The 12,323-nt window shown below is 64.9% G+C and carries 12 protein-coding genes; 7 read left to right on the top strand and 5 right to left on the bottom strand.

Going from position 1 to position 12,323, the window contains the following annotated elements; translation table 11 throughout:
• The first annotated feature begins 39 nt into the window (after positions 1–39).
• The 5 genes from phaC to DW2_RS01985 all read left to right on the top strand — a co-directional run bounded on the left by phaC (position 40) and on the right by DW2_RS01985 (position 5,810).
• On the top strand, positions 40–1,833 hold the full coding sequence (gene phaC / locus DW2_RS02005; RefSeq protein ID WP_038143038.1) for a class I poly(R)-hydroxyalkanoic acid synthase: 1,794 nt from the start codon (positions 40–42) through the stop codon (positions 1,831–1,833).
• 144 nt (positions 1,834–1,977) lie between these two features.
• Positions 1,978–2,427: a hypothetical protein gene (locus DW2_RS02000; RefSeq protein WP_038143035.1), complete on the top strand. Its 450-nt coding sequence runs from the start codon at positions 1,978–1,980 to the stop codon at positions 2,425–2,427.
• A 150-nt stretch (positions 2,428–2,577) separates the two neighbouring features.
• Complete coding sequence (gene phaR, locus DW2_RS01995; RefSeq protein WP_038143033.1) at positions 2,578–3,135, top strand: polyhydroxyalkanoate synthesis repressor PhaR; 558 nt, start codon at positions 2,578–2,580, stop codon at positions 3,133–3,135.
• Positions 3,136–3,425: 290 nt separating this feature from the next.
• Positions 3,426–5,375 carry a threonine--tRNA ligase gene (gene thrS, locus DW2_RS01990; RefSeq protein WP_038143030.1) on the top strand — a complete coding sequence of 650 codons (1,950 nt, stop codon included), beginning with the start codon at positions 3,426–3,428 and terminating at the stop codon, positions 5,373–5,375.
• A gap of 228 nt (positions 5,376–5,603) precedes the next feature.
• Positions 5,604–5,810 carry a cold-shock protein gene (locus tag DW2_RS01985; RefSeq protein ID WP_038143029.1) on the top strand — a complete coding sequence of 69 codons (207 nt, stop codon included), beginning with the start codon at positions 5,604–5,606 and terminating at the stop codon, positions 5,808–5,810.
• A gap of 126 nt (positions 5,811–5,936) precedes the next feature.
• On the opposite strand, the gene DW2_RS01980 is transcribed toward DW2_RS01985, so the two are convergent.
• The 5 genes from DW2_RS01980 to proS all read right to left on the bottom strand — a co-directional run bounded on the left by DW2_RS01980 (position 5,937) and on the right by proS (position 10,176).
• Positions 5,937–6,260: an arsenate reductase family protein gene (locus DW2_RS01980; protein WP_038143027.1), complete on the bottom strand. Its 324-nt coding sequence runs from the start codon at positions 6,258–6,260 to the stop codon at positions 5,937–5,939.
• Positions 6,261–6,270: 10 nt separating this feature from the next.
• Positions 6,271–6,951: an ABC transporter ATP-binding protein gene (locus DW2_RS01975; RefSeq protein WP_038143024.1), complete on the bottom strand. Its 681-nt coding sequence runs from the start codon at positions 6,949–6,951 to the stop codon at positions 6,271–6,273.
• Positions 6,944–8,236, bottom strand: a complete 1,293-nt coding sequence (locus tag DW2_RS01970; RefSeq protein WP_038143021.1) for a lipoprotein-releasing ABC transporter permease subunit — start codon at positions 8,234–8,236, stop codon at positions 6,944–6,946. Before DW2_RS01970 ends, DW2_RS01975 begins: the two co-directional genes overlap by 8 nt.
• Before the next feature lie 121 nt (positions 8,237–8,357).
• Positions 8,358–8,852, bottom strand: coding sequence for a hypothetical protein (locus tag DW2_RS01965; protein ID WP_038143017.1), 495 nt, complete (start codon positions 8,850–8,852; stop codon positions 8,358–8,360).
• The gene (gene proS / locus DW2_RS01960) at positions 8,839–10,176 is read right to left on the bottom strand and encodes a proline--tRNA ligase (protein WP_038143015.1); all 1,338 of its coding nucleotides are present in this window, start codon (positions 10,174–10,176) and stop codon (positions 8,839–8,841) included. The genes DW2_RS01965 and proS overlap by 14 nt, the downstream gene beginning before the upstream one ends.
• A 279-nt stretch (positions 10,177–10,455) precedes the next feature.
• On the opposite strand from proS, the gene DW2_RS01950 reads away from it, so the two are divergent.
• Together DW2_RS01950 and DW2_RS01945 are read left to right on the top strand one after the other, a co-directional pair.
• Positions 10,456–11,601: an AI-2E family transporter gene (locus DW2_RS01950; RefSeq protein WP_038143012.1), complete on the top strand. Its 1,146-nt coding sequence runs from the start codon at positions 10,456–10,458 to the stop codon at positions 11,599–11,601.
• Position 11,602: 1 nt separating this feature from the next.
• On the top strand, positions 11,603–12,277 hold the full coding sequence (locus DW2_RS01945; RefSeq protein ID WP_038143010.1) for a P-loop NTPase family protein: 675 nt from the start codon (positions 11,603–11,605) through the stop codon (positions 12,275–12,277).
• Positions 12,278–12,323 lie beyond the last annotated feature (46 nt).

The raw sequence follows: 12,323 nt of genomic DNA, 5'->3' as shown, positions 1-12,323 counted from the left end.
AGACTAAGCTGCACGGGAGAATAGGGAGGAAAGTCACTCATGACAACCGAGGACGAGAACAAAATTGCTGCATCGCAGAAAATGCAGGAAAATCTCGCCCGGATCGAAGAGCTCACCCAGCGCATGGTCGAGGCGGCCGCGAAAAAGCGCCCGATCAACCCGGCGCTGGAGGGGCCCGGAGCGGATCTGTACCTGTCCGCGAGTGCCGCCTTCATGAAGGAATGGCTGGAGAAGCCTTCAAAGGTGCTTGAGGCTCAGGTGAACTACTGGGGCGATGCGATGAAGCATTACCTCGAGGCGCAGGAGGCTCTGGCCAAGGGCGCACTCGCGCCGCCCGCTGATCCCGGACCGTCCGACCCACGCTTCACCAACCCTCTCTGGGACACGCATCCCTATTTCAATTTCATCAAGCAGCAATATCTGATCGCCTCGAAAGGGGTGGAGGAGGCCGTGGAGCGGATCGAGGGTCTGGCCCCGGCCGATCGCAAGCGGCTGCACTATTTCGCGCGCCAGATCATCGACCTCATGTCGCCCACGAATTTCCTCGCGACGAACCCCGACGCCCTGGAAAAGGCGATCGAGACGGAAGGCGAGAGCCTCGTGAAGGGGCTCGAGAATCTCGTCGCGGATATCGAGGCCAATCGCGGCGATCTGCTGGTGACGCTCGCGGACAGGAACGCCTTCAGGGTCGGCGAGAATATCGGCACCGCCGAGGGCTCGGTCGTCTATCGCAACCGCCTGTTCGAGCTGATCCAGTACAAGCCAACCACCGAGACGGTGCACAAGACGCCGCTCGTGATCTTTCCGCCCTGGATCAACAAGTTCTACATTCTCGACCTGAAGCCGCAGAACTCGCTGATCCGCTGGATCGTGGATCAGGGCTTCACCCTCTTCGTGGTGAGCTGGAAGAACCCCGACAGGAGCTATGCCGAGACGGGCCTCGACGATTACGTCGAGGAGGGCTACCTGACCGCGATCGAGCAGGTGAAGCAGATCACCGGCGAGAAGAAGATCAACGCGGTCGGCTACTGCATCGCCGGCACCACCCTCAGCCTGACGCTGGCGCTTCTCGACAAGCGCAAGGACCGGTCGATCAACTCCGCGACCTTCTTCACCACGCTCACCGATTTTTCGGATCAGGGCGAATTCACCGTCTTCCTGCAGGACGATTTCGTCGACGGGATCGAGCGGCAATGCGCCGCGGACGGGGTGCTGTCGAGCTATTTCATGTCGCGCACCTTCTCGTTCCTGCGCTCGAACGACCTGATCTACCGGCCCGCGATCCGCAGCTACATGATGGGCGAGGCCCCGCCCGCCTTCGACCTGCTCTACTGGAACGGCGACTCGACGAACCTGCCCGGACGGATGGCACTCGATTACCTGCGCGGGCTGTGCCAGCGCGACCTCTTCGCGCGGGGCGGCTTCGAGGTTCTGGGCGAAAAGCTGAGCCTCGCGGATGTGAAGGTGCCGCTGATGGCGATCGCCTGCGAGACCGACCATATCGCTCCCTGGATCGCCTCCTTCAACGGCGTCGCGCAGATGGGATCGAAGGACAAGAGCTTCATCCTCTCCGAGTCGGGCCATATCGCCGGGATCGTGAACCCGCCCAGCAAGAAGAAATACGGGCATTACACCTCGGCCGCGCCGGTCGCGAATCCCAATGAATGGAAGGCGACGGCCCAGTTCAACGAGGGAAGCTGGTGGCCCCGCTGGGGAGAATGGCTCGCCGCGAAATCCGGCAAGATGGTTCCTGCGCGCCAGCCCGGGGACCGCGAGCATCCGGTTCTTGCAGCCGCGCCGGGCACTTACGTGACCGAGATCGTGAAGATCTGATTTCACACGCTCCGATTGTAACCTTTCTGCGACGCAGCAAGTTTTCCTTGAAATGCTGCGCTGCAGCATGTATATACGTTACGTAAGCGAAAAGGGCCCGGCCGTTGTTCCCACCTCGGGGGCCCCAACCCAAGGAGCAAAGTTATGGCCAAGACCCAGGACTACACCAAGATCATGCAGGACATGATGGCGTCCTTCCCCGTCGACACGACGAAATTCCAGGATGCCTTCAAGTCGCAAGCCGCGCTCGGCGAGAAGATGACCAAGGTCGCGCTCGGCGCCGCCGAGAAGTCGACCGAGATCTCCTCGAAATGGACGAAGGACACTCTCGCGAAGATGAGCGACCTCGCCAAGACCAAGGAAGAGCCGGCCGATTACGCCAAGGCGATGAGCGACTTCACCTCCTCCGCCGCGGAAATGGCCGCCGAGAACCTCGCCGCTTTCGCCGAAGTCGCGAAATCGATGCAGATGGAAACCGTCGAGCTGATGATGGCTGCCGGCAAGGACATGTCGGAAGAGGCCAGCGCGACCGTCAAGAAGGCGACCGCCGACATGAGCTCGGCGACCAAGAAAGCCGCCGCGGCCGCGAAATAAGTTCCTCCCGCGGCTCCCGGCTTCCTCCTCCCCGCCGGGACAGCGGACCTCCCTGGGCGCGCGTCAAGCGCGCCCTTTTCTTTTGTTGCTTTTGCGCGCGCGGCGTCTCACAATCGCTGCGACCGCATCATCCGGGGAGGATCGCACCACATGGCCGAAGACGAAAAGCCCTTGCTGATCAAGCGCTACGCAAGCCGCCGGCTCTACAATACCGAGACGAGCGATTACGTGACGCTTGAAGATATCGCGAAATTCATCCGCGACGGGCGCGAGGTGCAAATCGTCGATCTGAAATCGGGAGACGACCTGACGCGGCAATACCTGCTGCAGATCGTGGCCGAGCACGAGAGCCGGGGCGAGAACGTCCTACCGGTCGATGTGCTCACCGATCTGGTGCGTTCCTATACGGGGGCCGCGCAATCGGTGGTCCCGCAGTTTCTGGCCGCCAGCTTCGAGATGCTCCGCGAAGGCCATTCGCAGATGCTCGACAACATGACCAAGATGCCGAACCCGATGGCGAACATGCCGGGCTTCGAGGCGCTCCAGCGCCAGCAGCAGGCCTTCTTGCAGAACATGATGGCAGGCTGGGGCACCGCGGGGTCTTCCGGGCCCGCGCCCGAAAGCGACGAGAAGAGCGACGACCGCTCCGAACTCAACGCGATCAAGAAGCAGCTCGCGGATCTGCAGAGCAAACTCAACAAGATGTGACGAAAGGGCGCCGCACGGCGCCTTTTTCATGCCGGAACAAGGGGCGGCCTCCTTCGGGCGCGCCGAACGCAGCCGCGGAATAACTGACCGGCCCCGACGGGAAACACGGCACGCCTTCGGCCGCGTCCGAATGTCCCGGTCCGCCCTCGCGAAGGACGGGGGCGCATCCCGCCGCGACCTCTCCGTCTTCCCTGCCCCATTGACAGCCGCGCCGCGCTTTCGCAAAAGGCTTTCAGCACATATCCCGCAACCGGGCGTTCCGTGGGCGCCAAACCGACGAGGAGGACGACATGTCCCAGATCTCCCTCACCTTTCCCGATGGCAATTCGCGCGAGTACGCCGCGGGCGTGACCCCGGCCGAAGTGGCGGCCTCGATCGCGCCGTCGCTGGCGAAGAAAGCGATCTCGGCGCAGGTCAACGGCGCGCATTGGGATCTGCAATGGCCGATCACCGAGGACGCCCAGATCGCCATCAACACGATGGCCGACGACGGCCCCGCGCTGGAGCTGATCCGCCACGACCTCGCCCATATCATGGCCCGCGCCGTTCAGGAGCTCTATCCCGGCGTGAAGGTCACGATCGGCCCGGTGCGCGACAATGGCTGGTTCTACGATTTCGACCGCGAGGAACCCTTCACCCCCGAAGACCTCGGCGCGATCGAGAAGAAGATGCGCGAGATCATCAATGCGCGCGACGCGATCAAGACCGAGGTCTGGAGCCGCAAGCATGCGATCGACCACTACCTGGCCACCGAGGAGCCTTACAAGGTCGAGCTGATCAACCGGATCCCGCCCGGCGAGGATATCCGGATGTATTGGCACGGGAACTGGCAGGATCTGTGCCGCGGTCCGCACCTGCAGCACACCGGCCAAGTGCCCGCAGATGCGTTCAAGCTGACCCATGTCGCGGGCGCCTATTGGCTGGGCGACTCGACCCGCCCGATGCTGCAGCGGATCTACGGCGTGGCCTTCAAGACCAAGAAGGACCTGAACGCCTGGGTCACGATGATGGAAGAGGCCGCCAAGCGCGACCACCGCAAGCTGGGCCGCGAGATGGATCTCTTCCACATGCAGGAAGAGGCGCCGGGCCAGATCTTCTGGCACCCGAATGGCTGGACCATCTACACCGCGCTGCAGGACTACATGCGCCGCAAGCAGCGCACGGATGGCTATGTCGAGGTAAACACCCCGCAGGTCGTCAACCGCAAGCTCTGGGAGGCCTCGGGCCACTGGGAGAACTACCAGGAGAACATGTTCATCGTCGAGGTCGACGAGGAGCACGCGCGCGAGAAGACCGTCAACGCCCTCAAGCCGATGAACTGCCCCTGCCACGTTCAGATCTTCAATCAGGGCGTGAAGAGCTACCGCGACCTGCCGCTGCGCATGGCCGAGTTCGGGTCCTGCGCGCGCTACGAGCCCTCGGGGGCGCTGCATGGCATCATGCGGGTGCGCGGCTTCACCCAGGACGACGCGCATATCTTCTGCACCGAGGATCAGATCGAGGTGGAGACCGAGAAGTTCATCAAGTTCCTCTCGGGCATCTATGCCGATCTGGGCTTCACCGACTGGCGCATCAAGCTGTCGACGCGCCCCGAGAAGCGCATCGGAAGCAATGAAAGCTGGGACTATACCGAGGCTGCGCTTGGCAATGCCTGCAAGGCCGCCGGCTACAATTACGAGATCTTCGAGGGCGAAGGTGCGTTCTACGGGCCGAAGCTCGAATTCGTGCTGACCGACGCGATCGGGCGCGACTGGCAATGCGGCACGCTGCAGGTCGATACCAACCTGCCCGAGCGGCTCGATGCGGAATTCGTGGGTTCGGATGGCGAACGCCACCGGCCCGTCATGCTGCACCGCGCGGTGCTGGGCTCGTTCGAGCGCTTCATCGGCATCCTGATCGAAAGCCACGCGGGCAAGATGCCGCTCTGGCTCGCGCCCCGTCAGGTCGTGGTGGCCTCGATCGTCTCGGATGCGGACGATTACGTGCTCGAGGTGACTTCGAGGCTGCGCGTCGCCGGCATCCGCGCCGAGGCCGACACCCGCAACGAGAAGATCAACTACAAGGTCCGCGAGCACTCGCTCGGCAAGGTCCCCTATATCTTCGCAATCGGGATGAAAGAGGTCGAGGAGCGCACGGTTTCGGTCCGCAAGCTGGGCGAGAACCGCACCTCCACGGTCGCGCTCGACGCCGTCATCGAGGACCTGCGCGCCGAATCGACCCCGCCCGACCTGCGCGGATAATCGCTTCAAAACAGGGCTGAAGCCGAAATTTCACAGACCTGTGAGGGGCTTGCGCCCCTCACGGAATGTCATTGATTTTTCGCGAAGTTGCGCCAGACTTGATTTGCGTGTTTCGCAGACTTTCTTACCGCCTCGCTTCTGAAAAAGGCAGCCGGAAGACACGAAAGAGACTGGCTGCACGGCTCGGACGCAATCACGCGCCGGGAGACTACTAAGGAGAAGACGGTAATGGCCACTGGCACCGTGAAATGGTTCAATTCCACCAAGGGTTATGGCTTCATCGCCCCCGATGAAGGCGGCAAGGACGTGTTCGTGCACATCTCTGCGGTCGAACGTGCGGGCCTGAAGGGTCTCAACGACAATCAGAAAGTCCAGTACGAACTGCAGGACGGTCGCGACGGCCGCGCCTCGGCCTCGGACCTGCAACTGCTCTGATTGCCGGCAGACGGTCTTGACCAGCGGTCCGCGCCTCTCGCGCGGGCCGTTTTCTTTTGTCCACGCGGCGATGCGGGACGGCAGCGGCGGATGCCTCCGGCGGGGGTATTTGGGACCAGGTGAAGTTCAGAGCCACTCGGCCTGAACCGGCTTCGCCCAGCCCAGCGTGAGTTTCCCGCCCTCGCGGATCACCGGACGCTTCATCAGCGCGGGATGGGCGCGCAGCAGATCGGCCACGGGCGCCGCGCGCTCGGCCTCGGAGAGGCTGCGCCAGGTCGTCGAGGCCCGGTTCACGATCTTGTCGCCGAAGGCCGCCTCGAACTCGGCGGTCTCCGCCGACGAGAGCGGTTCGGCCCGCACGTCGCGAAATTCCACCTCGCGGCCCGCAGCTTCCAGCGCCTTGCGCGCCTTGCGCACCGTGTCACAGGTCGAAATCCCGTAGACGATCATCAGCCTCTCCTCAGCCTTCGCTCAGCATTCCGTTCTCGAGCCGCACCACCCGGTCCATCTTGGCGGCGAGTTCGAGGTTATGGGTCGCGATCAGCGCCGCAAGCCCGGTATCGCGCACCAGCGCCATCAGGACGTCGAACACCCGGTCGGAGGTCGCCGGGTCGAGATTGCCGGTGGGTTCGTCCGCCAGAAGCAGGCTCGGCGCATTGGCGAGCGCCCGACAGAACGCCACGCGCTGCTGCTCGCCGCCCGAGAGCGCCGAGGGACGGTGGTCAATGCGCTCGGTCAGCCCCACCCGGTCCAGAAGATCGGCGGCGCGCGCCTCGGCCGCCGCGCGGCTCTGGCCATTGGCGAGCTGCGGCAGGATGATGTTCTCCGCGGCGGAGAATTCGGGCAGCAGGTGGTGAAACTGGTAGATGAAACCCAGTTTCTCGCGCCGCGCCGCGGTGCGCCGTCCGTCGCGCGCGCCGGTCAGATCCTCGCCGTCGATCACGACCCGGCCCGCATCCGGGGTGTCGAGCAGCCCCGCGATATGCAGCAGCGTCGACTTGCCCGCCCCCGACGGCGCCACGAGCGCCGTGACCTGACCCTTCGGGATCGTCAGATCGAGACCGCGCAGCACCTTGATCTCGTTCGGCCGCCCCTTGTTGTAGCTCTTCTCGAGCCCTTCGCAGATCAGAACCTCACTCATAGCGCAGCGCCTCCACCGGATCCATGCGCGCGGCCCGGCGCGCGGGGAAGATCGTGACCACGAAGGAGAGCGACAGCGCGAGCCCCACCGCCTTGAGCACGTCCCAGGGCTGGAGCTTCGCGGGCAGCTGGTAGATGCCGCGGATCGACGGGTCCCAGGCCGGGCCGCCATTGATCCAGTTCACGAAGCCCATGATGCTGTCGATATTGAGCGCGAACAGCACGCCGAGCGCGAGACCGGCCACCGTGCCGATCACGCCGGTGAAGGCGCCGCAGAGGAAGAAGACGCGCATGATCGAACCCTGGCTCAGGCCCATCGTGCGCAGGATGCCGATATCGCGGCCCTTGTTCTTCACCAGCATGATCAGCCCCGACGTGATATTCATCGAGGCGATCAGCACGAGGATCGCGAGGATCACGAACATCACGTTATCCTCGATCGTGAGCGCGCGCAGGAAGCTGCCCGAAGCGTCCTTCCAGGTCCAGATCAGGGTGCCCTTGCCGCTCGCATCGGAGATCGCGGGTTCCCAGTCCGCGACATTGTCGGGATCTGCCACGTCGACATCGATCTCATCCGCCCCGCCCTCGCGGTTGAAATAGCTCTGCGCCTCCTTGAAGGGCATGTAGAGCCGGGTCTGGTCGATGTCGTAGCGCCCGGCCGAGAAGATATAGACGACCTTGTAGGCATTGACGCGCGGCGAGGTGCCGAAGGGCGTCTTGGCGCCGCTGGGCGAGATCAGTTTGACCGTGTCGCCCACCGTCACGCCGAGATCGCGCGCCATGCCGACGCCCAGGGCGATGCCCTGCCCGAGATCGTCGATATTGCCCTGCGCCTCGTCGGAATGGGCGATATTGGGGATATTCTTGAGATCGGAGAGCGCGAGCCCGTAGACATCGGCCACGTTCGAGCGGTCGCCGAAGCTCACCATCGCCTGACCGCGGATCGCGGGGGCGGCGCTGACGACGCCGGGGATCTTCTTGATCCGTTCGGTACGCGCCTCGAAATCGCGGATCAGCCGGGAATAGACGCCCGAGCCCTCGACCACCTCGGTCGGCGCGGAATAGACCGTGATCTGCGGATTCGACCCGACGATCGTGCTCACGAATTCGTCGCGGAAGCCCGCCCGCACCGCGAGCGTGGCAATCAGCGCGGCCACACCGAGGGCGATGCCGATGAGCGAGATCCAGGTCATGGTCGAGACGCCGCCCTCGGCACGGCGCGCGCGCAGGTACCGCCAGGCGATCATGAACTCGAAACGGGAAAACGGGGCTGTGCGTGCGGCCATAAGCTCCATCCACGAAAATCCGGCGCAAGCTGGCCCGGCGGGCCGCGAAGGTCAAGCCCGCACCATTCACGCCAGCGCAACTCCGCGCCGGCCCGGAGGTTCCCCTCATCCGCGAGGGGGCTCACTCGCAGGCGAGACTTCCCGGCACATCGGCCAGAAGCGGCGCCATCTCCTCGGCCCGGTCCGCCGGGTAGTCGATCCGAACCGTGGCGAGGACCGGCCCCGAGGGACAGGCCAGCCGCAGCGTGCGGATCAGTTCGACCTTGCCCGAGGGATCGGTGGCGCGGATCTCGAAACCCTGCGCGTCACTCTGATCCGAGGTCACCTGCGCCCCGTCGAGCAGCAGCGCGCGCAGGCTCTGGTCATGGGCCGGGCCCAGATCGGCCCCCGGATCGGGATAGGCGCGCAGCGCGACATGGGGGGCATGGCGCGGCTCTCCGCCGGGGGCGGTGAAGAGCACGCCGCCGCCGGGCAGCGTATCCGAGCCCCAGCCCTGCGGCACCTCGGCGGTGATCCCGAGCGCCTCGTCCGACCACGCGACGAGCCCGCCCGCCTGCGCCATCGGCGCGACGGCGAGCGCCGCGCCGAGCGCGAGGATGGCCTCAAAGCGCGGCATAGATCGCGGCCACCTTCTCGACCGCCGCCTCTGCCGACATCTCCTCGCTCTCGCCGGTGCGGCGGCAGGTGAGTTCCACCTTGTTCGCCGCGATCCCGCGCGGGCCGACGGTGATCCGCCAGGGCAGACCGATCAGGTCCATCGTGGCGAATTTCGCCCCCGCCCGCTCCTCGCGGTCGTCATAGAGCGGCTCGAGCCCGTGCTCGGCGAAAGCGCGGTAAAGCGCCTCGCAGGCGCTGTCGCAGCTGACATCGCCCTGCTTGAGATTGACGATGCCGACATGGAAGGGGGTCACGCCCTCGGGCCAGATGATGCCCTTCTCGTCGTGGTTCGCCTCGATCAGCGCGCCGACGAGGCGGCTCACGCCGATCCCGTGCGACCCCATATGGACCGGCACCTTGCCCTGATCGGGAGTGTTCACGGTCGCGCCCATCGGCTCGGAATACTTGGTGCCGAAATAGAAGATCTGCCCGACCTCGATGCCGCGGCCGACCTGGCGGCGCTCCTCGGGGATCTCGTTGAACAGCGCCTCGTCATGGGTCTCGTCGGTGCGCGCGTAAAGGGTGGTGAACTCCTCGCAGATGCCTGCGACCTCTTCGCGATTGTCGTAATCGACCTGCCGGTCGCCCAGCTTCAGCTCGGGCACCTTGGCATCGTAGAAGACTTCCGACTCGCCGGTCTCGGCCAGCACGAGGAACTCATGCGTGTCATCGCCACCGATCGGGCCGCTATCGGCACGCATCGGAATCGCGGTCAGGCCCATGCGCTCATAGGTGCGCAGGTAGCTGACCATGTGGCGGTTATAGGCGTGCAGCGCGTCTTCCTTGGTCAGGTCGAAATTGTAGCCGTCCTTCATCAGGAATTCGCGGCCGCGCATGACGCCGAAGCGCGGACGCACCTCGTCGCGGAATTTCCACTGGATGTGGTAGAGCGTCAGCGGCAGCTGCTTGTAGCTCTCGACATGGCTGCGGAAGATGTCGGTGATCATCTCCTCGTTGGTCGGTCCGTAGAGCATGTCGCGGTCGTGGCGATCCTTGATGCGCAGCATCTCGGGGCCGTAGGCGTCGTAGCGGCCCGACTCGCGCCACAGGTCGGCGGGCTGGAGCGTCGGCATCAGCAGCGGGATATGCCCGGCGCGGATCTGCTCTTCGTGGACGATCTGCTCGATGCGCTTGAGCACCTTGTAGCCCAGCGGCAGCCAGGAATAGATACCGGCCTGTTGCTGCTTGATCATGCCCGCACGCAGCATCAGCCGATGCGAGGCGATCTGCGCCTCGGCGGGCGTTTCCTTAAGAACGGGGAGGAAATAGCGGGAAAGGCGCATCTGCGGTCCTTTGGGCTTGGTTTGATCGGTTGTGTTCCGCCTAGAGGAAAGCGGGCCTCTGGGCAAGATCCATGGGGATATGACACCGCTCCGCGCGTGCGATCTTGCGCGAACGATCGACGGAACGATCGAGGGAACGGCTGCCCGGCAGGTTCCGACGCCGCACGCGCTCGTCGGCATGGAAAGGCACGGGAACCTCCGCGCCCCGCGGGCAGAGCCCCACTTGATTTCCCCCCGCAATCCGCCACGTTAAGGCGACACATCCCGAGAGGAACCCGCATGGCCCTGCCCGCCCGCAAGCAAGCCACCTATTGGAGCATCGCCGCGCTGGTCTTCGTGTTCGCGCTGTGGTGGCTGGGCAATGTCATCCTGCCCTTCGTGATGGGCGGCGCGATCGCCTATTTCCTCGACCCGCTGGCCGACCGGCTGGAAAAGCTGGGCCTGAGCCGGACCGCCTCGACCGCGGTGATCGCGCTGATCGCGGTGGTGGCCTTCGTGGTGCTCTCGCTCGCCGTGGTGCCGATGCTGGTGCGCCAGCTCGGACAATTCATCGCCCTCGCCCCCGACCTGGTGAAATCGCTGCAGGGCTTCCTGACCGAGCGGTTCCCCGATCTGTTGCAGAACTCGGTGATCAACGACACGCTCAACAGTCTCGGCGAGGCGATCAAGGCGCGCGGCGGCGAACTCGCCTCGACCCTGCTCAGCTCGGCCATGACGCTTGTCAATGTCATCGTCTTCATCGTCGTCGTGCCGGTCGTGGCCTTCTACATGCTGCTCGACTGGGATCGGATGGTCGCGAAGGTCGATGGCTGGCTGCCGCGCGACCATGCGCCCACCATTCGCCGGATCGCGCGCGATATCGACAAGGTGCTGTCGGGCTTCGTGCGCGGACAGGTCACGGTCTGCCTCGTGCTCGGGACCTTCTACGCCGTCGCGCTGATGGCCGCGGGGCTCGATTTCGGTCTTCTCGTGGGCTCGATCGCGGGGGCGCTGACCTTCATTCCCTATATCGGGGCGATCATCGGCGGGATTCTGGCGATCGGGCTCGCGTTGTTCCAGTTCTGGGGCGACTGGCTGCAGATCGGCATCGTCGCCGGCATCTTCGCCTTCGGCCAGTTCATGGAAGGCAATTTCATCACCCCGCGCCTGATGGGCAATTCGGTGGGCCTCCACCCGCTCTGGCTGATCTTCGCGCTCTCCGCCTTCGGCACGCTGTTCGGTTTCGTCGGCATGCTGGTCGCGGTTCCGGTCGCTGCGGTGATCGGAGTGGTTGCACGCTTCCTCATCGACCAATATTTGCACGGGGCGCTCTATCGCGGCCAGTCGGGGCGTAGTAATCCGCCCGGTGACGCGCCACCCGGACTGATCAACGAGACGACCGGAACGGTGACGAGCGCGGCCGAAACGCGAGATACCGAGGGCTAAGATGGCCGAGCAGTTGACCTTCCCGCTGCACCTGCGCTCGGCGCAGGGGCGCGAGGATTTCTTCATCGCACCCGCGAACGCGCTTGCGCTGACCACGCTCGATTCGCCCCCGAGCTGGCCGCTGGGACGGATGATCCTGATCGGGCCCGAAGGGGCGGGCAAGACCCATCTCGCCGCGATCTGGGCCGACGAGCACGGCGCGGCACTTCGCCGCGCCCGCGACCTGACCGAGGAAATGGCGCCCGAGCTCGTCGCGCAAGGCGCGGCGGTGATCGAGGATGCCGAGGCCGTGGCGCAAAGCCTCGACCATCAACGCGCGCTGTTCCATCTGCACAACCTCATGCAGGCCGAGGGCGGGCAGCTTCTGCTGACCGCGCGCACCCCACCCCGCGACTGGGGGATGACGCTCCCCGACCTGATTTCACGGATGGAAGCGACCGCCACCGTGCGGATCTCGCCCCCCGATGACGCGCTGCTCTCGGCGGTGCTGGTCAAGCTCTTCGCCGATCGACAGCTGACCGTGCCGCCCAACCTGATCGCGTGGCTGGTGACCCGGATGGACCGCTCGCTCGCCACCGCCCGCAAGCTCGTGGCCGCGCTCGACCGCCAGGCGCTCGCGCAGCGCCGTGCGATCACCCAGAGGCTTGCGGCCGAGGTGCTGGACAGTCTCGACTGAGCTGCGCAAACTGTCATAGAGGCCACACAATCCGCAACGAAAAGAG

Origin of the sequence: Thioclava atlantica (genome assembly GCF_000737065.1) — a bacterium.
GTDB classification, from domain to species: domain Bacteria; phylum Pseudomonadota; class Alphaproteobacteria; order Rhodobacterales; family Rhodobacteraceae; genus Thioclava; species Thioclava atlantica.
The sequence above is the reverse complement of the archived record's forward strand: the minus strand, read 5'-3'. Positions and strand labels throughout refer to the sequence as shown.